General features: G+C 55.3%; 15 protein-coding genes. 3 read left to right on the forward strand and 12 right to left on the reverse strand.

Annotated elements, in window-relative coordinates; translation table 11 throughout:
- Positions 1–3 precede the first annotated feature (3 nt).
- The 12 genes from PUT07_RS19065 to PUT07_RS19120 form a co-directional block, all read right to left on the reverse strand.
- Positions 4–1,125 (reverse strand): ABC transporter ATP-binding protein, encoded by a 1,122-nt coding sequence (locus PUT07_RS19065; protein ID WP_274469944.1) that lies wholly within the window; start codon positions 1,123–1,125, stop codon positions 4–6.
- Between the two features lie 198 nt (positions 1,126–1,323).
- Positions 1,324–2,214, reverse strand: coding sequence for an AraC family transcriptional regulator (locus PUT07_RS19070; protein ID WP_274469945.1), 891 nt, complete (start codon positions 2,212–2,214; stop codon positions 1,324–1,326).
- Positions 2,215–2,322: 108 nt separating this feature from the next.
- A complete protein-coding gene (locus tag PUT07_RS19075) occupies positions 2,323–3,390 on the reverse strand; it encodes a sialidase family protein (protein WP_274469946.1) in 1,068 nt (355 codons plus the stop codon).
- Entirely contained in the window at positions 3,387–5,543 is a 2,157-nt protein-coding gene (locus PUT07_RS19080) for an MGH1-like glycoside hydrolase domain-containing protein (protein WP_274469947.1), read from the reverse strand. The genes PUT07_RS19075 and PUT07_RS19080 overlap by 4 nt, the downstream gene beginning before the upstream one ends.
- 134 nt (positions 5,544–5,677) lie before the next feature.
- Positions 5,678–6,655, reverse strand: a complete 978-nt coding sequence (locus PUT07_RS19085; RefSeq protein WP_274469948.1) for a sialidase family protein — start codon at positions 6,653–6,655, stop codon at positions 5,678–5,680.
- Positions 6,652–9,036: a glycoside hydrolase family 95 protein gene (locus PUT07_RS19090; RefSeq protein WP_274469949.1), complete on the reverse strand. Its 2,385-nt coding sequence runs from the start codon at positions 9,034–9,036 to the stop codon at positions 6,652–6,654. Before PUT07_RS19090 ends, PUT07_RS19085 begins: the two co-directional genes overlap by 4 nt.
- A gap of 16 nt (positions 9,037–9,052) precedes the next feature.
- A complete protein-coding gene (locus tag PUT07_RS19095; protein WP_274469950.1) occupies positions 9,053–11,764 on the reverse strand; it encodes a hypothetical protein in 2,712 nt (903 codons plus the stop codon).
- Positions 11,761–13,083, reverse strand: coding sequence for an alpha-L-fucosidase (locus PUT07_RS19100; RefSeq protein ID WP_274469951.1), 1,323 nt, complete (start codon positions 13,081–13,083; stop codon positions 11,761–11,763). The genes PUT07_RS19095 and PUT07_RS19100 overlap by 4 nt, the downstream gene beginning before the upstream one ends.
- A 418-nt stretch (positions 13,084–13,501) precedes the next feature.
- Positions 13,502–14,128 (reverse strand): SGNH/GDSL hydrolase family protein, encoded by a 627-nt coding sequence (locus PUT07_RS19105; protein WP_274469952.1) that lies wholly within the window; start codon positions 14,126–14,128, stop codon positions 13,502–13,504.
- Between the two features lie 25 nt (positions 14,129–14,153).
- Complete coding sequence (locus tag PUT07_RS19110; RefSeq protein ID WP_274469953.1) at positions 14,154–15,071, reverse strand: dihydrodipicolinate synthase family protein; 918 nt, start codon at positions 15,069–15,071, stop codon at positions 14,154–14,156.
- 17 nt (positions 15,072–15,088) lie between these two features.
- Positions 15,089–15,991 carry a 4-hydroxy-tetrahydrodipicolinate synthase gene (gene dapA / locus PUT07_RS19115; protein WP_274469954.1) on the reverse strand — a complete coding sequence of 301 codons (903 nt, stop codon included), beginning with the start codon at positions 15,989–15,991 and terminating at the stop codon, positions 15,089–15,091.
- Between the two features lie 40 nt (positions 15,992–16,031).
- Positions 16,032–17,180 carry an iron-containing alcohol dehydrogenase gene (locus PUT07_RS19120; protein ID WP_274470884.1) on the reverse strand — a complete coding sequence of 383 codons (1,149 nt, stop codon included), beginning with the start codon at positions 17,178–17,180 and terminating at the stop codon, positions 16,032–16,034.
- Positions 17,181–17,417: 237 nt separating this feature from the next.
- On the opposite strand from PUT07_RS19120, the gene PUT07_RS19125 reads away from it, so the two are divergent.
- The 3 genes from PUT07_RS19125 to PUT07_RS19135 are packed head-to-tail and all read left to right on the forward strand — an operon-like array spanning position 17,418 to position 23,235.
- Entirely contained in the window at positions 17,418–18,431 is a 1,014-nt protein-coding gene (locus PUT07_RS19125) for a hypothetical protein (protein WP_274469955.1), read from the forward strand.
- A gap of 20 nt (positions 18,432–18,451) precedes the next feature.
- Complete coding sequence (locus PUT07_RS19130; protein WP_274469956.1) at positions 18,452–21,142, forward strand: alpha-L-rhamnosidase; 2,691 nt, start codon at positions 18,452–18,454, stop codon at positions 21,140–21,142.
- 23 nt (positions 21,143–21,165) lie between these two features.
- Complete coding sequence (locus PUT07_RS19135; protein ID WP_274469957.1) at positions 21,166–23,235, forward strand: glycoside hydrolase family 65; 2,070 nt, start codon at positions 21,166–21,168, stop codon at positions 23,233–23,235.
- Positions 23,236–23,307: the final 72 nt, after the last annotated feature.

Below are 23,307 nucleotides of genomic sequence, written 5' to 3' on the forward strand. Positions count from 1 at the left end.
GCACTAGTACGACAGATTCTCAGTGGAATCTTTATCGAAGAACAGTGCTTTCTGCATATCTATCGTTAAAACGAGCTTCTCACCGTCTGTAAAATCATGATCGGACTGCGCTCTGGCAATGAGCAGTTTAGGACTGCCGATGTCCATATACAAATACATATCCGCTCCCATTAATTCATTCAGCTTCTGGATCCCGGTAATTTGCGAATGCGGATTGGCCTCGCGAACTGCAGGGTCCAGGTGAATATTCTCACAGCGAATCCCCAAGATGACGGTCCGTTCCACTTTCTTATGCTTTCTTAACATGTCTGCATGACGCGGTGGAATTCTCAAGTAATACCGGTTGGTGTGGAACTCAAGCGTCCCTTCGCTGCCTTCCAGCACTCTGCCTTCGATAAAATTGATCGGCGGAGAGCCGATGAAGCCGGCAACAAACATATTTCGCGGATTGTTATAGATCGTCTTAGGCGTATCCACCTGTTGAATGACGCCATCCTTCATGACGACAATACGGTGTCCCATCGTCATCGCTTCTACCTGATCATGCGTCACATAGACCATCGTTACGCCTAATTGCCTCTGCAGAGCGATGATTTCGGTCCGCATCTGGACTCTGAGCTTCGCGTCCAAGTTGGAGAGCGGTTCATCCATCAAGAAAACTTGCGGATTACGGACGATCGCCCGGCCAAGCGCGACACGCTGCCGCTGTCCGCCGGATAGCTGCCTTGGCTTACGGTCGAGGAAAGGCTCGATCTCCAATACGCGCGATGTGCTTTTGACCGCTTGATCGATCTCGTTCTTGGCCATCTTCCTGAGCCGCAAACCGAACGCAATGTTCTCGTACACGCTCATGTTCGGATACAGGGCATAGTTCTGGAATACCATAGCGATATCCCTATCCTTCGGCGGTAAATGGTTCACCAATTTATCTCCGATATAGAGCTCTCCCGAAGTGATATCCTCCAGGCCCGCGATCATGCGCAGCGTTGTCGATTTGCCGCAGCCGGAAGGCCCGACCATGACAATAAACTCGCCATCCTGAATCTCCAGATTGAAATCTTTTACCGCATATGCTCTCTCTTTACCGAAACGTTTCTCAACATGATTTAATAGAATTCGCCCCATTACTGTACCTCCTATAGGTCAGATCAACATACTATTGATAACGGTTTCAATACGCTTGGTTTTTATTATACACCCCTGCGTTGGACGCATTATAGGTGATGATTACTTAGTTATAGGGGGAATCCTGCTCTCAGGTCCCTGCGGCCGGGAACAGCCAAACAAAAAAAGCTGCTCCATATCAATGGCCAGCTCCATAAACTAACAAGAGATGTCGGTTTCGTCGAGTTCCTGAAAGTTTTGACGGTATTGTCTTGGCGTTACACCCGTTTTTTTGCGAAATAGAGCATGGAAAAATTTCATATCTTGGTATCCGACCTGATTGGCGATCTGATAGATCGGAATATCGGTGGATTTCAGCAGCTCACAGCATTTCTGTATCCTGACATTTTGCAAATACTGTGTAAACGATAAGCCCGTCGACTTCTTAAACAACCGCTGAAAGTGGCTGGCGCTCAAGAAAAAGTAATCGGCCACATCCTGGACGGTTAAGTTGTGCGTGTAGCGGGACTTGATGAAATGCACGACCTCATCGAACATCCGAACCGAGGCGGTCTCTGCCTCCTTAATCATTTCAAACCGCTGAAGCAGCACGAGCATTTGAATGAGCAGAGCGGTCAAAACCGTTTCGTAGCCCGGGCTTTTCTTCAAATATTCCCGGTACATGTTCTGAACGATTACGGAAAAAGTGTCGTGCTTATCCTGAAAATGCAGCCATCGCTGCGCGCAATTGGCCGGATCGTTTATGGCATGGTAGGTGATGGAATCTTGCTGAAGAAGTTCTTTCCATTTCACAAGCAGATCGATTCGGAAAATACAGTTGTAGATAACCAGCAACTTATCCTGCTTGGGGGATGACGGGCGAAATACGTGAGACGTACCGACCGGGATAATAAACAGATCGCCCTGCTTGACGAATATCACTTCATCATCGATGTAATGATAGCCGCATCCTTCGCCGACGAAGCTTATTTCAACGAAATCGTGCGTATGCTGCAGCGTTGTAAACGATTCCAATTCACGGTTCAAAAAAATGTCCAAGCCATTTTCAAAAAATGATTCACCGCTTAAATGATCGATTCTCCCAGTCATTTCGTCACCTTTTCTTACAAGTATTTGTGAACGGAAGCATGCATGCCTTTGCATCCTCAGCAAGATGAGATGACCGGGAACACGCTGCTCGCGCGTTCCCGGTTCCTGCTATGACAATCCCTCTTGAACCCAGTTCGATGGTACTCGGACGTATTTAATTCCTTTCCGCAAATAAGAAAAAGCGAGATGGATCTGTTGATCGCGCGTCGCGATGATCGATGGATAGGAATACCCGATTTCCGATTCTTTATATTCCAAATCCGCCATTTGAACATTTCGGAAATACGGCCACGTCTTGCCGTTGTCCTCCGAGATCGAAAGCGTGAGCGGCGTCCGGAGCGGTTTCTTCCGGAATTCGCCCTTGCGCTGCACCCACCGGAATTGATCCCGCTCCATCGTCGAATTGTTGTAGATGACAGCCAAGTTGCCGTTGTGCAGCTTCACGAGCTGTGTCGACGAATTATTGTTCGGCAGCTCGCTCTTAACCGGGACGGTCCAGTTCTTGCCGTCTTGCGAAACGCTCGTATAGATCCGGTCAGCCTGCCGGCTGCGGAACATCGCATACAGCGTGCCGTCGTCCAATTGGACAACGTTCATCTGGACGCGGTGCGTGCTGCCGGGCACCTCGTACTCCGTCCACGTCCTGCCTTCGTCGGAGGAAATCAGCACGACGCTGTAATGTCCTTCGAGCTTGCAATAATATGCCGGCAGCAGCCAGTCGCCGTTGTTCAGAACAACCGGAGGATGCCGCAGGAAGATTCCCAGTCCGTCTGCAAGCGTAGTTGTTTCGCCCCATGTCTCTCCCCGATCTTCGGAAAGTCTGTAGACAATTCGGGATGTTTTCTGGTTGTGCGGTTCATTGGACGTATGGAGCAGCCAAAGCTTCCCGTCCGGGGCTTGAAACAGCACCGGGTTCTGTTCGGAGCGCTCAGGATCCGCCGACAGCTGGATCGGCTCGGACCATTGCTGCGACCCGGCGGCCAGTCTCGACATGACGATGTTCGTATCCGGGTTGCCCTCCCCGCTGCCGGAGAACCAGACACAGAGCAAATCGCCATTATCCAGTTCAAGTAAATTAGCCGCATGATTGTCATTCGGATGGAAGGCCGGAATGTAGGCCTCCTGCATCGTTGTATCCGCAGTCCCTTCCAGAACCGCGCCATTGAATCTGCTCATGTTAAGATCGCCCCTTTCGTCCCCGTTAATTTCCTTATCGGAAGCTCGACTCGGCACAGCTTATCGTGTGCGAATACAAGCTCTCCGTCTACATACAGCCGGTACCCGTCCTTCAGATCAGGTATCTCCGCATGCACGCCAGGCTTCTTGTACGTAATGCGAAACTCCATTCCGGCCGCCTTCACGCGATCCAGACTGAAGTAGTCCAAGCCGGCATCCAGCGGATCCAAGATGACCGAATCCTTCTCGATCGTGAGTCCGGCCACATGGCTGATCACGAGATCGATATAGAACGAGTGATTATATTCCTGTTCATCGCTAAGCGGTTCGCCTGTTGCACTGTTGTAATGCTCAACAAGGCCGGGTTGGTTCAAATCTCTTTTCATAAAATGAAGGAAAGAATACTCACGCAGCGAGTGTGCGAAGAAGTCGTCATATTGATGATCTCTGCGCTTGCTCTCCTTGGCGAGTGCGTCGAGCGTGATCGAATTCGTATAGGGCCAGGTCGGACCGTCCCAGACGCAGCCGTTTCTTCCTTTCACATAATGCCCCATCCAGCCTCCCTCTTTGGAATAAGCCGGGCAATCGGCGGACACCGACGGAAACGGGCATTTCGTTCGGAATTCATCCTCGTTGAACAAGTGGCCGATCATACCGTTATAGGGCTCATCGATCATTTTCGCCCATGCCGGATAGAAGCCGACGATATTCTTCACGAACGCTTTCTCGTCCGTCTCGTGATGAAGATCATAGAAGAAGGCCGTCTCTTCATCCCACATTTTCTCAAGAATATCTTTCTTGATCGCTTCGGCTAACCGGCGGTAGCTGGCAGCCTGCGTATCACCGGCAATCTCGCACATATACGCTAATGCAAGCGTATTCAAGTAGTGATAAACCGTTCGATCCACTCTTTTCAGGTGTGTATAAGTTTGTTTATCTTTCGGATTCTTCGGGTAATTATGGAAATACCAGTAACTAGGCTGGTACTCTTTCCCCGTCCGTGTATGTTTATATTCGATCATCAAGTGATCGCTTTCGTTGCCGTGTACGCGAATCGCTTCCGAAATTTGACTTTTGAACGAAGGAAGCAACTTGACGATGAGATCCCGGTTGCGGTGCACCAGGTACAGCTGGTAAGCGGCCCAACAAGTAAAGTTAGCGAAAGCATGCATCACCGTATCCACAGTCAGACAACAGAATTGGCCGCCCTCCCCCGGCGATTCCGCCATGTTGCGCAAAGGGCCTTCCGCATAGGAGACATCCTGGTACCATCTCGCATCCATGATATGAAGCGGAACGGACAGATTGATGAGCTTGCTGAACTCCCAACCGCCTTTGCTGAAGGGTTCCTTGCTTTTCTTGTGGGACCTGCCTTCGTAGAATAGCGGGTACGTCAGGTTGCCGTACTTCGGATCGGCCAAATTGTGGCGCAGCAGGAACCAGCGGTAGAGCCATGTTTTGTCGAGCAGAGCGTCGCTGCTAGTGAAGGCCGGCGCATGATCGAACCATTCCTGGTATTCCTCGCACTGCTTTTCGACAATTTGATCGGCCGTCCAGCCGCACTCCGTGAACGCTGCCGCCCTAGCATGCAGCATGCTCATCTCGTCCTGGCCGGAGATGCCCAGCGCCGCCGCAATGATGAACGTAGCGGATTGTCCGGGCGCAAGGCGCATGCCATCTAACAATTCCGTGTCGCTGACCGAGATGGCGGCTGCGACGTCGAAGCTGTAATGCGGAATGGGATAGATGCCTTGCAAGCGCTTGCCATCGTGCAGCTCAAAGCCGTCCGCATACGTACGCAGCCGCAGGATGAGTTCCTCCGCACTGTGGTTCGTCCAGGTCTGACAGGAGACGGCGCAATCGTTCCAGGAAATAAACTTCCGCTCCTCCAGAGACATTCGGGTGCTCGTATAAGTCATGCGCAAGTAACTCGGATACCATTCCGTTTGGCACGGTTCATAACTGTTTGTTACATGATTATCGATTTGGAACAATATGGGAATATTAACTTTATGAATGAAATCGAATCGCCCGGAGAATCCAGGCACCGGATCTACATAATCGGCCCACAGCCTCGCCCCCGTTGAACCGAGCAGCAAAGCGCCCGGATGCGTGCGAAGCGTTTTCCGTCCTGCATATAGTCGTTGATTCAAATCGTTAGCAGTCAGAAAAATCCGCCCCTATCAAAATTAAAATATCTGTCGCTATTTTAACTTTCCTCTAACTATATAATAAAACGATAGTAGAATAGTAGTCCTAATATTCCCAGAATATAGGTCATTCCTGCTCAAAGTTCTAAGCTAACCCGTTGAAAGGCAATTCGCTCCCTTTTCCAGGTATAGGTAATATAAAGCTCTTGGCCTTTCGCTACGATCGCAGGGTACGAGTACTGTTTCTCGCCTTCATCCAATAACAGCTCCTGTTCCCAGGATAGACCGTTATCCCTAGATAACGCTAGAACAAGAGGGGTTCTCGGACCTTTATGTTTCCCCGGTTCAGGACGGGTAGGATTGTATACGAGCGCTAATGCCCCATATTCCAGCTTGACGAGATCGATTCCGCTATTGTTATTGGGCAGTTCTGTCGGATAAGCCGGACACCAGGTTTTCCCGCCATCCTGCGAATCGCTGCGGTATATCGCTCCTTCCGTGCTGCGGAGGAGCATGTGCACGACGCCCGGTTCGGATTCCCACAATGTCGGCTGAATGATGCCTTTGCCCGTCAATGCGCTGCGGTCGAGCGGAACCGTCTCGCTGCGCGTCCATGTCTCCCCGCCGTCATCGGATAGATCGACGAAGGCGTCCCAGGCCGGCTCCAACGACGCCGGAGCGGCAATCGTGCCGTCATGCAGCACGATCGGCTTGTTTTTGACCGGGCCTCGGCCCCCCCGATCCCCGGCGATGAGCGGCACCGGAGCCGTCCATGTGTAACCGTCATCCGAGGAGCGCATGACCATGGTCTCCCACTCCTCAATGGAGGTGCCGATTTTGTAATACAGGAACAGTTCGCCGTCCGGTCTGCGGAACAGCACCGGGTTCCAATGCGGTATATGGTCCTGATCGGCTACCTTGAGCGGCGCTGTCCATCCGGCGTCCGTTCTGCGCGATACCCAGATGGCAACATCGGGGGCCTTCTCCTTCGTTCCGCCGAACCATGCCGCCAGGACGTGTCCGTCAGGCAGCTTCTCCAGCGTCGAAGCATGACAGCTCAGGAAAGGTCTGTCATCCTCAAAAATATATTCCTTGATTACATCTCCGTAACTCATGTCGCATCGCTCCTTGGAACCAATTCGTAACGCTCGCCCTTGCCCGTTCCGAGCGCAACGACGCCCGGTCCGATGTCTGTAAGCGGAATATCGCGCCCGTTCTGCCGCACGCTTAACGGCTCCGCCGTACGCAGGCGAAGCTCCTTGCCGGCCGTTGATGTGATGCCTGCCCGCAGCAGCTTGCCGTTCTCCCACGCCAGATCGATCTCGAAGCCCCCGCGAGCCCGGAGCCCTTTCACCTCCCCTGACTTCCATTCTTCAGGAAGCGCAGGCAGAAATTGGACCTTACCGCCATGACTCTGCAGCAGCATCTCGGCAATTCCCGAAACGCCCCCCAAATTTCCGTCGATCTGGAAAATATTCAGCTTCACCTTGGGATGCCGGTGCGCATTCAGCATGTTCGGGTGCAGGCCCGCAAGCAGCTCGTTCGTGTACCGGGAAGCATGCCTCGCTTCTCCGAGCCGTGCCCACAGATTAATCATCCAGGCGCAGCTCCATCCCGTATGCGCTCCGCCGTTCTGCATGCGCCGCTCAAGCGATCTTCTGCACGCTTCGGCAAGCTCCGGCTGCTCTTCCCGCGTAATCTGGTCCAAAGGATGCAGAGCGACCAGGTGGGCGGTATGCCGGTGTCCCGGCTCGAACTCTTCGAAATCTTCGTTCCACTCCTGGAGCTGTCCATACTTCCCGATACGGTACGGCGGCAGCTTCAGAAGCGCTTGCTCCAGCCGACTGGCGAAGGCATCATCCGTATCCCGGACGATCCGGCTTGCTTCCAGGCAATGACCGAATAAATCTCTCAAGAGCGCCACATCCATCGTCGTTCCCTGCGTTACACTGCTTCGCTGTCCGTCAGGCGTTACGAAGAAGTTCTCCGGCGATGTGGAAGGACAGGTCGTCAAGCTGCCGTCAGGCCTTTCAACTAACCAGTCCAGGCCGAACAGGGCCGCTTCCTTCAGCACCGGGTAAGCTTGAGCCAGGAACTCTTCGTCCTGACTATAGGCATAATGCTCCCATAGATGCTGGCACAGCCAAGCCCCGCCCATCGGCCAGAACGCCCAGCTGGGCGATCCGCCGACAGGGGTCGCCGTCCGCCACAGATCGATATTGTGATGGGCCGTCCAGCCCCTGCAGCCATAATTGACTTCCGCCGCTTTGCGTCCGGTATGCCGGAGATCGCGCAGCAAGTCGAACACCGGCAGATGGCATTCCGCCAGATTGGTCACTTCCGCAGGCCAATAGTTCATCTCAATATTGATGTTCGTCGTCCAGCTGCTGCACCACGGAGGACGTATGCTCTCGTTCCAGATGCCTTGCAAGTTGGCCGGCTGCGTGCCGGGACGAGAGGAAGCGAGCAGCAAATAGCGTCCGTATTGAAAGAACAGGGCGGCCAGCCCCGGGTCTTCCGTACCGCTTCGCACCGCTTGAATCCGCACATCTGTCGGCAGTTCGCTGCGATCCGGTCCGTCAAGCTTCAAGCTCACCTTGCCGAATTGCGCTGCATGGTCGGCCAGGTGGCGTTCTTTCAGCCTCTCGTAACCGAGCGATGCCGCATGCGCGAGCCTTGCTTCGCTCGCTTCGGCCGGCTTATCGCCCGCTCCCGCCGGATCCTGATCGAAGCCGCAGAAGCCGGTTTCGGCGGCCAACAGCAGCGTGACGGTCCCGGCGCCGATCACTCGGATCCGCCCGCCGCTTACCTCCACCCTGCCTTTATCAGTCAGCGCCAGCAAGCGAATGGCGAATGGGATGCCCCTCCCTTCCTCATACAGGACGGGATCGGCCGACTTGATCGTGTTAGGCATAATTTGCACGGGACTGCGACCGGTGAGCATCACCTGATTGGCCGACACTTTGCGCACCTGGTATTGCAGCGGGCTGCCGAGCACGGCCGTTAATCCGAGCGTACGCTCGCCATGCAGACGAATTGCCATCACTTGGTCAACCGCCGACACGAACAGCTCTCTGGTATGTACGGCGCTCTGCTGCACATACCGCACTCGTGCGATCCCTTCGGCCAAATCCAGCTCCCTGCGGTAATCCGAAATTCCGGCGCCGCCCGCCTCGTCGTGAATGATGTCCAGATCGCCGAGCGGCACATAAGATTCGATCTCGGGACCTTGCATATGGCGCTCGATGATTTCCTCCGCCTCGGCATGCTTGCCCGCGAAGATCAGCTCCCGCACGAAATCCAGATGCTTCGCCGCCTCCGGGTTCGCCGTTTCCCGCGGTTGCCCCGACCACAGCGTATCCTCGTTCAGCTGGATGCGCTCCCTGTCCGTACCGCCATAGACCATCCCGCCGATCCGGCCGTTGCCGACGGGGAGCGCTTCGAACCAGTTTCCGGCTGGTTGCGCATACCATAAAGTCGTATCTGTATCCGACATCCGATTCCCCCCACCTTTATTCGTACAGCCAATCCAATGTGTCGACACCGTCGTTCTTATGCTCCACGTCGCGCACGCGCATCTCCTGGTCGGCCGGGACAACGCCCAAGATCAAGAAGGCACCCTTGCCGAAGTCGAGCACATGACGTCCCGCTTCATATAGAAAAGCGTGCATATTCACAGAAGGATAAGCGTATAAACGCAGACCTTTGCGCAATACCGGCGCATATCCGCCCCTGTCGTCCGCATGCGTATTTTCCTCCAGACTCGGCACTTGCAGCCACTGCTCATCCTTGTTGTTGAAGTACCCCACCAGCACTTTCGACGGCTGCTGCAGCTCGATTTCGACGGCCAGCCCTTGAAGGCCCGCCTGTCTCTGGCTGAAGCGAATGCCGCTCAATCCGTTCAGCTCCTCCGCAATGCCCACAATTTGAATGTCGCCATCCGTGAATACTTCCGCCCCTTTCTCCACGCGGTACACCTCGGCATGGTCGGATAGCAGCTTAAATGGCGCTTCGTCGTAACGCACGATCGGTGCCTTGAGATTTCTGAGCGCCGCAGGCAGCGATCCGGCCTTCAGCTCCTGCAGATGCGTGCGGAATGCGTTCAGTTCGGCTTCGTACAAGGGCAAGCAGGCGGTCCAGTGACGATAATCCATACCACCGCGAATCGGCACCTTCCGCTGCGGCGTCTGCATGCTGTTGGCGAACAAATACGTTTGTTCCGTCAGCGCCGTGAGCTTCTTGTAGCTGTCCAAGCTCCCCTCCAGCTCTGCAGCCGCTTCTTCCAGCAAGTCGAGACGCTGATGATATTCCCCTTTGACCGTATGCTTGTAGGTCAAAATACGAATCGCCGCCTCTACTTTATGCGCATACGCTTGCACCATATGGTGAATTGCGGCGATATCGCCGGCCAGCCGCTCGTATTCGTCCTCGTTGTGGGCGACGAAGCTGCGTGCACGTTCAATCGCCTCCAGCGCTTCCTGCGCATGCCGCTGAGCATCCCCGATAATATCCGCCGGCGTCTCTCCGACATGAGGCTGCCCGCTCAGCTCTTTGACCACATAGTCCTCCAGCCGTTCGCCTTGCGGCGACTGGGATTCCCACAGATCCGGCCAAGGCATATGGCGTTCCGGATTGGTGAGCTGGCTCATCGTCATCCCGAGGCTCATCGTCTGGCGGTTGCCTTCGGTAATGCCGAATCGGCGCAGCAGCTTCGGCGCGCATTCCCCGGATGCTTCATACGCATCCAGAATCGCTTCGCCGGCCTCCCGGCTGCCGTACCGGCTGCCGAGCGTCTCGATCCAATAGTGGCGTTCGGCTTCCGGGTCGCGGTCCGGGTTCCATGCATACCGGAACCATGACGCGAACCAAATCCAATCGCGATCCAGCTGCCGCAGACGCTTCTCCGCCCGGTCCGGCGCATAGGGCCAATCCCAGAAAAACAAAGGATACAGATGCAATCCGTTCGCTTTCAGCCGGTATTTGGCGGCTTGCATACATTTCTGGATAAACGAAGGAGCGCCGTAGCGGAACGGCTCCAAATTCGCCAAGATGTGCACGTTCACAATATGAATGGTCTGTAAGGAACCGAGCCGGTTATGCGTCTCCTGCCATTTACCCCGCGGGGTATAGGTCGTGAGGGATTCTCCGTTATACTTGGCCTCCGTATACAAGTTCGGATACAAAGGCAGGGCTGCCTCGATCACCTTCTGCGGCTCGATGGCATGCGAACGCAGAATAATCGGAGGTTTCTCCTTCACGTTCGAGTTTTTCAAGCCTTCGAGAAGGCCGGCGAGAATCGTTTCATTGAACCATTCCACACCGTAAATTTGTCCTTGGAGTGCCTCGCCCAGACAGACCATAAGTCCGGCATTAGGAAACGACTGCACGAAAGCCGTGATCGACTTCTTATAGTAATCGCTCGTCAATGGCAGCGGTTTCGGCTGATGCAGCTTCAGACCGTGTTTCTCCGCGAATGGCAGAGGGATATGAATATTGTAAAACTTGAGAACGACCCAAATGCCGCGCCGATCCGCCTCCTCGGTAAGCCAGCGGAATGTCTCGGCATTCAGCGCCAACTCCTCGTCCGTCACTTCTTGCGCTTCCGGGTAATCCGCCAGCTTCACCAAGGAAGAGAACGGATGTCCGGACCAGATGTAAACGACGTTGCACCGCTCCTGGACCATCATATCCAGGAAGTCGAGCCACAGGTCGCGGTCGTAAAACCAAGGAAACCGTTCCGGTGTAATCGGATACTCATACGTCTGGCGCGGAGGCTCGACAGTCGTCTTCTGCAAGCCGATCGCGGGCCCCCGCAAGGCAAAGCGCGGACCGTCGCCGTAGGCGATGTCGCTTGGCAGCTTCTGAGCGTCGCGAATGCGGCGCGCAAGCTCCATGCAGCCGTACAGTACGCCCGAATCGCTTCCGCCGGAGATCACGGTCAGACTCCCCGGACAAGTGGCCAAATAGAAACCTTCACCTTCCGGAGCCGTCGTGTGATACAAGAGCACGTCCCGCTGCTCTAACTGCTGCACCAATTCGGCTTCCTGCCGGTTGCCGATATATATTTTCAAACCCGGATGAGCCCGGTAGCTGTCCCATGTCCAAGACGTGTCCGCTTCATGCACGGTATAACCGCAGTCCTGAAGCGCCATTCTCAACTGGCTGATGCCGAATGCCACCCGTGGTGCGGCGTTTCGTTCATATCCTAGCGTAATAGACTTCATCGTTGTCCTGGCCCGCCTTTCATAAATAGTTCAATGACCGGCACGGCCACGTTCGGCCTCTTCACAGGCAGTGACAGAACTAACGTCGACTCGTCCCTGCCTTCTTTGAAAGCGCCGTTGTCGATGCCGCTCTCTACCTGCCCCTGCTTGAACCGGATCTCGGATGCATCGTTCAGCAGCTGCGCATATTCCACTTGGCCGGCCAAGCCGTAAAGGTGAATGCTCTTGAACGGCCAGCTGTATACATGCACATACATGCGGTTCGTCTCCGGATTATAGGTCAGCCGGCAATCCTGCGGACACTGAATCGCTTCCGGCGCCTGCGTGCACCCATAGATCGAGCGGCTGTGACGCTTCATCCATTCGCCGATCCCTTTCAGTCGGTCGATCGAGCGCTCGTCGAATTCGCCCCTTCCGGTCGGCCCAACATTCAGCAGCAGATTGCCTCCCTTGCTGACGACATCGATCAGCATTTTGACCAGCATATCCACGCTCTTCCAAGATTCTTCGTCACGGTAGTAGCCCCAGGAACCGCTGAACGTATGCGGTGTCTCCCACACGACCCGCTTCCCGTTCACCTGCACCCACTTGGTCGGCAAATACTGCTCCGGCGTCGTAATATCGCCGCCGATCTGCAGCCGGTCGTTCAGCAAAATGTTTGGCTGCAGCGAGCGTATCATCTTGATTAACTCCGTACTGCCCCAGTCCTCTTTGCCTTTCCCTGGCAGCCCGTTCTCTGCTGGGAACGAAAAATCATAGAACAATAAGTCCACGTCGCCGTACTCCGTTAACAATTCCCTCGTTTGCCCGAACAAATATTCCCGGTAAAGCGAGAAGTCCTTCTTAGCGCTTTCTGCAATCGCTTCCTCATCAAATCGCAACGGATGCTTCGTGTCGACAGTATAGTGCGGATGATGCCAATCGATCAGCGAATGATAAAAGCCTACCTTCATCCCTCTGTTACGGAACGCTTCCGCCAATGGCCGGATAAGATCTTTGCCGGCCGGCGTGTTCGGCGCTTTGTAATCGGTCAGCTTCGTGTCCCATAAACAGAAGCCTTCATGGTGCTTGGTCGTAGCCACCGCATACTTCATGCCCGCATCGCAGGCCAGCTGCGCCCATAGCTCAGGATCGTACAAGTCCGGGTCGAACTTGTCGAAATATTTGTTGCGGTATTTCTCACCGCTCAATCTCTCCCGCGACTGCAGCCATTCATGCCTCGCAGCCAGCGAGTACAGACCCCAGTGAATGAAGAGACCGAACCTGTCGTGTGTAAACCATTCGCTGTCCCCGGTTGTTCGCTCTATCTCGTAAGTCATTTGTTCCCCTCCTAGTTCAACTGTTCAAAATGACAATGCATGGCAGTTACTTGGTATTAAGCTCATGATCAGTCTACAAGAAAGCCGGCAGACCATTATAGGCTGAATTTATCATATATATAGGTGGCGCGATTCACGTATAAAAGTTAAAAAGCAGCCTGCCTTGTCTCAGGGCGGCGCTCGTAAGGCAGAGTTCTTCTCCCTGCGAGGCTGGTTAACACCGATCGCCGGCAATGGGAAAAGCCCCTTTCCCTTGTACGGGACGGGGCATTCACGATCGTCGTTGTGAAAGCACGCCTAACGGACACCGGCGGCCTTATTCGCCGGTTGCGAGGCTGCCTCTTGTCCGGAAGGAACAAATAGCGGCGCTGGTGTCCTTTAGAAGTGCGCGAGACTCGCACGCACGAGCAAGCTCCGGCTAACGCCGCTCCACGGCCTTCAACCAGGTCGTGGCCATCAGCATGTCGCCGAGCGAATTCATATGCACGCCATCGGTCGTCAGATCCTGGCCGGTCTCCCGGTTGAGGAAATCGATGAACGCATGATGCGTAGGAACGAGTACGGCATCGTATTCCTCCGCCAGCCTGTTGACCACGTCCACATAGGGTGCCAGCAACCGGTTGCCCGTGGCATCGGAATACTCTTTGATAACCGTAGGCTGCATAAGAATGAGCCGGCAATTCGGCAGGAGCTTCGTCTGCTCCAGCAGGTTGCGGTACACCTCTTCGAACTTGTCGGGATACACCTGCTCGATCCCTGGGGAATCCAATTGGCGCCATACGTCATTAATGCCGATGGAGATAGACAGCCACTGCGGTTTGTGATCCAGCACATCCAGCGTCCATCTCTTCTCCAGATCGGTCACCCGGTTGCCGGAAACGCCTTCGTTAATCATTTTCAACGCGAGATGCGGGTAAACCGCCGTAAGATAATCGTGAATAAGCCGAACATAGCCCGATCCCAGCTTCAACGGGTCTTTCTTTCTCCCTTTATCCGTAATGCTGTCACCGATAAATACGATTCTGTCCTTTGGTTGGAACGGCACAGATTTGCCCCCTCTTTCTGATCAATTAGGAAAGCTGCTTCTTTACGAGTTCATAGAGCGCATCCAGCTGCTCCACTTCCAGCTTATGATTGTCCCGGAAAGCGCCTGCATCTTTGGAGCGCGTATAGAGCGAGAACGGCAGGCCTCTTTTCCCGAGATGGTATTTGGCGTTAACGGGATACATCTGCAGCTCTACAAGCGATGCGGCTCCTACGAACGACTGCAGCATGTCCGCCGCTTGCGGTTCCTCCCGCCACTTCTCGGTCAGACGCACATACAAGTCGGGATGGAAATTCGCCATCACCCCGCTGAATCCTGCCGCCCCCAAACGCAGCGAGGCCAGCAGAGTTGCAGAATTCGCATTGTAGAGCTTCAGCGGCGTCCCTGCTACCGCTTGGAGCTTGGCGGCAATTTGCTGCAAATCGCAGCTCGTATCCTTAAGAAAGGCGAATCTCCCGGTCTCCGCGCATTGCTTGAGAAGCTGCGGGCTGAGCAGCCTTTTGTACGGATACGGACATTCGTAAATCCCCATCGGCACGTCAGGCACCCGGTCAATCAGCTTCAGAACGCGGTCGAACCATACGCTGTCGGATTCGTCCGAAGCCGCCAAGCGATTGCTTACGAGCACGACGGCCTTGACTCCCGTACCTGCGATCTGCTGCAGCTCCTCCGCTTGCGCGTCGAAGCCGTCGGATACATGCCCCGACGCGATGACCGGTACCCGGCCTGCCGCTTGATCAACGACGAACCGGGCAATGCCGACTCGTTCCTCCAACGTCAAATAAAACATCTCGCTGGACTGACATACGGCGAAGAGTCCGTGCACACCTTGGCCGATATACCACTCGATCAACTGCTCCAATGCCCGGTAATCCACTTGACCGGCATCGGTGAATGGCGTCACCATCGTTGGCCATACGCCATTTGGAATATTCGCAACCATGCTCTTAACCTCACTCCTTATGTAATATCGGCTTGCTCTAAATAACGGTCAATCACGATTCTAAGCTGCTCTTTGGCCGCCGCATTCAGCGGTTGTACCGGCAAGCGCGACAATCCGGCCGGCAAGCCGATCATGCACATCGCTTCCTTCAGCACGGACGGCAGCGTCCCCAGCGCAAACGCGCTCCGCAGCGCGCGGAGCTTCCGCTGCTGCAGCTCCGCTTCATCCAGCTTCCCCTGCTGCCAATTCGTATAAATCGATTTCACGACTTCCGGAAAAACGTTGGCCGTTGCCGCAATTGCCCCATGGCCGCCCGCCATCAGCGTCGGCAATATGAGCGAATCCGTACCTGCCAGCACGGCGAAGTCCGGACCGGATAGCTCGATATATTGCAAAATCGTATCGAAGCTGCCGCTGCTGTCTTTTATCCCGACGATATTCGGCACTCGGCTCAGTTCTTTCACCGTCTGCGGCTGAAGCGAATTGCCGGTCCTTGCCGGTATGTTGTATAGCAGAACGGGGAGGCTGCACGCGTCTGCGACGGTTCGGAAATGGCCCGCCAGCTCCGCTTGCGTATACGACAGAAAATACGGCGTGATGACCGATAAAGCATCAACCCCCATACGTTCGAGCCGTACGGCCAATTCGGCCGTTTCCTTCGTGCTTGCGCAGCCTGCGCCGACATACACCGGCAGTCTTCCTTGGGCTTCCTCCATGACAATCTCGGCAACCCGCAGCTTCTCCTCAAAAGTCAACGAGAAAAACTCGCCGTTCGTCCCCAAGCAAAATAATCCGTCCACATTCGCGCCGATCAGCCTGCGGGTCAGCTGCCGCAATGCCAGCTCGTCGATTTCGTAATGCTGGTCAAAGGGGGTGACCATGGCGGGAATGATGCCTGACGGTTGCAGCATAGGTTTCATATTCATTCTCCTTCTCTGTGGAATGCAATCCTTCACGAGGTTACGGCAGCAGCCTGCGGTAAACCGCCTCGATATCCGCGATGCCCATCGGTTTCGGATTGTTATGCATAAGCCTTGTGACCTTGGAAGCGGCAATCGCTAATTCCTCAACGTCTTCGCCGGTAACGCCGAATTCGCGTAAATTTTGCGGGATGCGCATGCGGGACGTCCATTCGAAAATACGCCGGATGACCGCCTCGGCAGCGGAACTTCCTCCTTCGGTCCCGGCCTGCAGCCCCATCGCGAAGGCGACGCTGCCCAGCCGGTCATAGATGGCGTCCATATTGAAAGTCATCACGTGCGGCAGCAGCATGGAATTCGCGACGCCATGCGTAATGTGGAACTTGCCGCCGAGCGGATAAGCGAGCGCATGAACCGCCGCGGTTCCTGCCGCAGTAAGCGCCATGCCTCCGTACATGGAACCGAGCAGCATGCTTTCTCTCGCTTTCAGATTCGCTCCGTCCTCGTAAGCAGGCAGCAAGCTGCCTGCAATCAAGCGAATCGATTCCAGCGCGAACATATCGCTGATGGCATTGGCTTTGATCGAAATGTACGATTCCAAAGCATGTGTAAACGCATCCATTCCAGTTGCGGCCGTAATGGCGGGCGGCAAGCTTACCGTCAATTCCGGATCGAGAATGACCATCATCGGGAGCAGGTGCCTGCTAATGATGCCTACCTTCAACTCCTCTTCGGGAATCGTAACAATCGCATTCGGCGTCACTTCCGAGCCTGTGCCCGACGTGGTCGGAATCAATACGGTCGGAATACCGGGTCTTGCTACCCGGTCCGTGCCGATCAAATTCATGACATCTACGGGATCCGTCGCCAAGACGGAAAACAGCTTGGTTGCGTCAAGCACGCTTCCGCCGCCGATTCCGATCAATAGATCGACGGGCTCCGCGTTAATCGCTGCGAATACGTCCTGAATATTCGCAACCGTCGGCTCCGGCTTCACGTCGGTCACGACCCTGCTGGAAATTCCGGCCTGCGCCAGCTCGCCGGTGATCCGCTCAATGACCCCTATCGCTCTCATCGATGGTTGCGATACGATCACCGCGTGCTTGAAATTCCCTCTCAACTTCAGACTGGGAACCAGTTGGGACAGCGACTGATTCCCCGCTATGATATGGCCTGCCGTTTGGAACATAAACGGAACAAAACCCAGATTCTCCTTCACTTCAGCTCCGCCTTTCTTGCAGAATGGCCTGATTTTCCCCCTCATCCTACGCCGGCGGCTTCCCGCTGTCAATGCGGATGAAGCCTGAAGATCGCTTTGACCTATATATCGGATACAATCCCCCACACAGCGAGTAAGCGCTTAATTGTAATCTGAATACAATGTTATTTTTGTGTTCTCACAACTCATGAAGAGGAGCGTAACGCCTTGAACATTACCCCTTATCTCACTCCATATAAATTAGGCCGCCCCGTTCTCACCGGTTCCGGAGTGTCCGGGAACTTCGACGAGCGCGCGGTCGATTGCCCGTTCGTTTTTCAACATAACGGCATGTTCTACATGATGCATGTAGGTTTCGACGGCATCGGATACCAAACCGCACTGGCGGTTAGCCATGACCTCATGAACTGGGAGCATCATGGCGTCATTCTGGAGCGCAACGGCGCTAAAGCCTGGGATTCCGTCAGCATTGCAGGTACGTGGATCCTAAAAGAAAACCGCCTCGACGCTCCGCCTGTACTGAAAAAGTGGCAGAACAAATACTGGCTCGTCTATCACGCATATCCGGGCGAAGGCTATGAGGAAGGTTCCGCCAAGATCGGTCTTGCCTGGACGGAAGATGAACAGCTGCTGGCGTGGCACCGGCTGCCCGACCCCATCCTGACGCCGGAGGAAGGCGCCGATTGGGAGCAAGGCGGTCTGTACAAAGAGTGCCTCGTCGAGCACGGAGGCAAGTTCTATTTGTTTTACAACGCCAAAAACACGAATAAAGGACGCTGGATCGAACAGACGGGCGTCGCCTTCTCGACGGATCTGGTGAATTGGACCCGGTATGAGCAGAATCCGGTTCTGCAGGTGACGCCGGATGGGTGGGATTCCGGCTTTGCCAGTGATCCTTGCGTGCTGTATGACCAGGACCGTAATCAATGGGTTATGTATTACTTCGGGTATAACTACAAGCAAGCTCAAGAAGGAATCGCTCTCTCCCCTGATTTGCTGCATTGGGAGAAACATCCCGAACCGATCATTCGGGTCGGCGAAGAAGACAGCATCGACGCTATTTTCGCCCATAAGCCCTCCGTTATTACGCACCAAGGCGTGCTTTATCATTTCTATTGCTCTTGCAGGCGGTACCGGGAAGGCGATCCAGCCAAAAACTTCGGCAAAGAGTTCCGAACAATCACATTCGCAGCGTCACATCCGGTGGCAGCGCAAACTTGATGACAAAGGAGTCCAGATCGATGCACGTCGATGAAATGTTTGTTGAAAGCATGCGCACTCCGCTCGGAATCGACGTCCGCCAGCCGGCTTTCAGCTGGAGCTTCGGCGCTGCACAGCAGCGGGCTCAGCTGCAGACGGCCTACCGGATACTCGTCGCCGACGGTGAGGATAAGTTACGGCAAGGCCAAGGCTTGCTTTGGGATAGCGGCAAATGCTCCAGCCGCAACAACGCGCACGTTCCCTACCAAGGTCCCCCGCTTCAGTCAAGGCTTCGGTATTATTGGCAAGTGCAGGTTTGGGACCGCCAAGGGCAAATGACCGAGAGCGCTGTCTCTTGGTGGGAGATGGGACTGCTGGATGAGAAGGATTGGGGCGCTCGATGGATTGCCGCATATGAATCCGAGCCGGACGGCAAGCCTGCTCTCCCGTTATTCAGACGCGAATTTCACCTCGACAAGCCGGTTTCGAGCGCGAGAGTTTACATCTGCGGATTAGGCCAGTACGAGCTGCGTTTAAATGCGCGGAAAGTCGGCGATCGCGTGCTGGAGCCAGGATGGACAAACTATGACAAGACTTGTCTCTACTGCGTCTATGATGTGACGGAGGAGCTGTCGGAGGGCGGTAACGCGATCGGTGTCATGCTGGGGAACGGCTTTTTCAATGTGACCGGCGGGCGTTACAGTAAATTCAAACGGTCATTCGGTACGCCGAGATGTCTGGTTCAATTGGAAATCACACATACGGACGGCACCCTGACGCAAATTGTCAGTGACAGTGGGTGGAGCGCCGCCCCCGGGCCGATTACGTTCTCCTGTATATACGGAGGGGAAGACTATGATGCGCGCCGGACGCCAAAAGGCTGGGACCGGTATGAAGGAGCAGCCGGCGATGCCTGGAGGCCCGCCCGGGAGGTTAATGCCCCTGCCGGACAGCTGAAGGCTCAAGCGTTCCCGCCGCTCCAAGTGAAGGAAACGTTGCGTCCCGTCCAGATATCGGAACCGGCTCCCGGCGTGTTTGTGGCCGATTTCGGGCAGAACTTCTCCGGCTGGGTGCAAATTCGCGTCAAAGGTCCCGAAGGCGCACCGATCGCCATGTCACCGGCCGAACTGCTGAAGGAAAGCGGCACAGTGAACCAGAAGTGGACGGGATCCCCCACCAAATTCACTTATGTACTGAACGGGAACCGGGAAGACGAAGTCTGGTCGCCACGATTCAGTTACACCGGCTTCCGCTATTTGCAGATCGAGGGCGCCGTGCCTGCGGATAAAGCCGTTGACGGCCAAGACGTTCCCGTCCTTCTCGCGATCGAAGGGCAGATGATTTATCCGGATATGCCGATTCACGGACATTTCGCTTGCTCGCACCCTCTTTTGAACCGCACGCATGAAATCATCAATCGGGCTATGCTCAGTAATATGAAGAGCATTTTTACGGATTGTCCGCACCGGGAGAAGCTGGGCTGGCTGGAGCAAGTGCATTTAATGGGCCCTTCCCTAGCCTATAACTATGACGTCGAACGGCTGCTAGTCAAAACGATGGAGGATATCCGGGATGCGCAGCTTCCAAACGGGATGGTGCCGACGACCGCACCGGAATATGTCGTTTTCTCGGAGCAGTGGCGGTGTTTCCGGGACTCTGTTTCATGGGGCGCAGCTTACATTCTCACCGGCTGGAACTTGCTGCATCTCTACGGCAACCGCCGGGTATTGATCGAGCATTATGAAACGATGAAAGCCTATATCGAGTATGTGAAAGCCAATTCCGACGAATTGATTGTCCGGGAAGGCCTTGGCGATTGGTACGATGCCGGGAGCAATCCGCCCGGTTTCGTGCAGAATACGCCGGTCGCGCATACGGAAACCGCGATGTTCTACCATATCGCCGATGTGTTCGCGCAAATCGCCGCACTTTTGCATCAAGACGATGATGCAGCCGCTTATGCGAAGCTTCGCGAGAAGATCAAGAGGGCTTTCAACGCCGCATTCTGGGATTGCGAGAAAGAACAGTATGCGTCAGGCAGCCAAAGCTCCAATGCCATGCCGCTTGTGTTGGGTTTGACAGACCCTTCTTCTAGAGAAAAGGTGCTTTCTCATATCATCGAAGACATCGAACGGCACGGCTATCATACGACGGCAGGCGATGTCGGCCATCGATCCGTACTGCTTGCCCTCGCTGAATACGGACGTTCGGACATCGTCTACGCGATGAGCCGCCAAACCGATCACCCGAGCTATGGCTATCAGATCGTCCACGGCGCAACGACATTGACTGAAGCTTGGGACGGACCGACCGTCGGCAAGTCGCAGAACCATTTCATGCTGGGGCATGTGGAGGAATGGTTCTTTCGGGATTTGGCGGGCATCCGGTACCGGATTGATCCTGTCGACGAGAGCTGCAAGCTTGTCGTCAAGCCGGCGATCGTAAACGGCTTGGATGAAGCTTCTGCAGACTGCAGGCTGCCTGCCGGACAAGCGAAGGTCGCTTGGAAACGCCATGAACACGGTCGCCTGACGCTCGACATCACCGTTCCCGTGAACTGTACGGCGGAAATTTATGTGCCGTCCGAGTCATTGGATACCGTATTGGAAAGCGGCAGACCGATTAAAGAAGTGGCATCCGTTCAAGTTCTCCGGACGGAAAACCGCCATTATATTGTTATTGAGGCAGGCTCGGGCAGCTACCGGTTTGAGAGCCGACAATGCCGAGCCTGAAATTTGGACCAAGAGGTGCCGCCATGATCGATCGAAAATCTTTAGTTCAACGCCACAATCCGGTTATTACCGAATTCGATAAATTCAGTTCCCTCTCCGTCGGCAACGGGAATTACGCTTTCACGGTTGATGCGACCGGTCTGCAAACCTTCCCTTCGCTATACAAAGACGGGGGCGTGCCGCTCGGCAATTTCTCCAACTGGGCGTGGCACACGCATCCGAATCCGGAAGGCTATCGCGCGGACAAATTCCCGCTCACCTATTACCCCACCTTCGGTGGGAGAAGCGTCGGATTCCCGTATATGCCGCCCGGACAAATTACCGAAGAATACAAATGGCTGAAGTTCAATCCGCACAAGCTGCATCTCGGTATCGTTTCGTTCCGACTTCTGCTGCCTTCCGGCGAGGAAGCCTCCGCCGAGGACTTGAAGGACACCCGGCAGGTGCTCGATCTGTGGAGCGGCCGAATCGACAGCCAATTCGCGCTGAACGGGCATACCGCAAGCATAACCACCTGCTGTCATCCGGACCAGGATTTGATTGCCGTGCGCATTCGATCCGGATTGATTCGGCATGGGTGTCTGCAGCTCGCTTTTCATTTCCCTTACGGTACTTGGAAATTCGCCGGTACCGATTGGGACAAATCCAGCCGGCATGAGACGGATTTCGTCATGCGCAGCGGCAATGCCGTGCAGATCGACCGGAAGCTGGATGAGGATTCCTATGCCGTATCGGCAGCCTGGTCGAACGGAACTTTGGCTCGCAGTGAGCAGGATAGCCACCTGCTGCTTCTGACCCCTTCGCCGGATTCCGAGGAGTTCGAGGTGCGGTTTCGGTTCACTCCGGCGACCGATGAGTCGGAGCTGCCGTCCGTCCTCTCTACGCTAAACAGCGCCGAGGCGCATTGGCGAAGCTTCTGGACCTCCGGCGGCGCGATAGATCTCTCCGGCAGCCAAGACCCGCGGGCGCACGAGTTGGAGCGAAGAATCGTGCTATCACAGTATTTGACGGCGATTCAGTCCTCCGGCACGCTTCCGCCAGCGGAATCCGGGCTCACCCATAATAGCTGGGCAGGGAAATTCCATCTGGAGATGCACTGGTGGCACTCCGTTCACTTCGCACTCTGGAACCGGCCCGACTCCTTGGCGAACAGTCTGGAATGGTATGAGAGCATTCTGGGCGCAGCCCGCGCGCTCGCTGCCTCGCAAGGCTACGAAGGCGCAAGATGGCCGAAATGCGTCGCTCCCGACGGTGTGGGCGGCCCTTGCTATATCGAGCCATTCCTGATTTGGCAGCAGCCTCACCCGATTTATTATGCGCAGCTGCTGTATACCATTCATCCCAGCCGGGACACCCTGGAGAAATATGCCGAGATTGTCTTCGAAAGCGCGGCATTCATGGCTTCCTTCGCCGAATGGGACAGCGAGCGTGAGCGTTATGTGTTAGGCCCTCCTGTGGCGCCGGCCCAAGAAATATTCGATCACGCTGTGACGATGAACCCGACCTTCGAGCTGTCGTACTGGGCGTTCGGGTTATCGACGGCGCTTGCTTGGAAGGATAAGCTCGGACTCCCGAGGGTTGAGAAATGGGAGCACGTATTAACCCACTTGTCCGAGCTGCCCGTCACGGACGGTCTGTACGTGTCCGCCGAAACAGCTCCCGACACGTTCACCAATGGGAGCGGAACGAAAGACCACCCGACGATGCTGGCACCGCTCGGCATTCTTCCGGGCTGCATGGTGGATCGCGAGACGATGCTGAGAACGCTACACGAAGTCGTTCGAGCGTGGGATTGGGATGCCACCTGGGGGTGGGACTATCCGCTGGTGGCGATGACGGCGGCCCGGCTCGGCGAAGGCCGGCTGGCCATCGACATGCTCTTGACCGACAAGGTGACCAACACTTACTTGCCGAACGGTCACAACTATCAGCGCAAGCCGTTAACCGTCTATCTGCCTGGAAACGGCGGGCTGCTGAGCGCTGTGGCCATGATGGCTGCCGGGTGGGCTCATGGACCGGACACCGATGCACCGGGCTTTCCGCAGGACGGCACATGGAACGTGAAGCATGAGGGTCTGGTCCGGATGCTATAGGTGCGTGCGGCGGGCCTTGCTGCATGGCGGCCGAGCCCGCACGGCGCGGCTAACGGACACCACGGCCGTTAA

It is taken from the genome of Paenibacillus sp. MAHUQ-63 (assembly GCF_028765165.1).
Classification (GTDB): Bacteria; Bacillota; Bacilli; order Paenibacillales; family NBRC-103111; genus Paenibacillus_E.

What these genes read in the sequence shown, in the direction of transcription:
- PUT07_RS19065 (WP_274469944.1), bottom strand. Translation starts at nt 1,125, where the DNA reads ATGGGGCGAATTCTATTAAATCATGTTGAGAAACGTTTCGGTAAAGAG.
- PUT07_RS19070 (WP_274469945.1), bottom strand. Translation starts at nt 2,214, where the DNA reads ATGACTGGGAGAATCGATCATTTAAGCGGTGAATCATTTTTTGAAAAT.
- PUT07_RS19075 (WP_274469946.1), bottom strand. Translation starts at nt 3,390, where the DNA reads ATGAGCAGATTCAATGGCGCGGTTCTGGAAGGGACTGCGGATACAACG.
- PUT07_RS19085 (WP_274469948.1), bottom strand. Translation starts at nt 6,655, where the DNA reads ATGAGTTACGGAGATGTAATCAAGGAATATATTTTTGAGGATGACAGA.
- PUT07_RS19090 (WP_274469949.1), bottom strand. Translation starts at nt 9,036, where the DNA reads ATGTCGGATACAGATACGACTTTATGGTATGCGCAACCAGCCGGAAAC.
- PUT07_RS19095 (WP_274469950.1), bottom strand. Translation starts at nt 11,764, where the DNA reads ATGAAGTCTATTACGCTAGGATATGAACGAAACGCCGCACCACGGGTG.
- PUT07_RS19100 (WP_274469951.1), bottom strand. Translation starts at nt 13,083, where the DNA reads ATGACTTACGAGATAGAGCGAACAACCGGGGACAGCGAATGGTTTACA.
- PUT07_RS19110 (WP_274469953.1), bottom strand. Translation starts at nt 15,071, where the DNA reads ATGGTTGCGAATATTCCAAATGGCGTATGGCCAACGATGGTGACGCCA.
- dapA (WP_274469954.1), bottom strand. Translation starts at nt 15,991, where the DNA reads ATGAAACCTATGCTGCAACCGTCAGGCATCATTCCCGCCATGGTCACC.
- PUT07_RS19120 (WP_274470884.1), bottom strand. Translation starts at nt 17,180, where the DNA reads ATGTTCCAAACGGCAGGCCATATCATAGCGGGGAATCAGTCGCTGTCC.
- PUT07_RS19130 (WP_274469956.1), top strand. Translation starts at nt 18,452, where the DNA reads ATGCACGTCGATGAAATGTTTGTTGAAAGCATGCGCACTCCGCTCGGA.
- PUT07_RS19135 (WP_274469957.1), top strand. Translation starts at nt 21,166, where the DNA reads ATGATCGATCGAAAATCTTTAGTTCAACGCCACAATCCGGTTATTACC.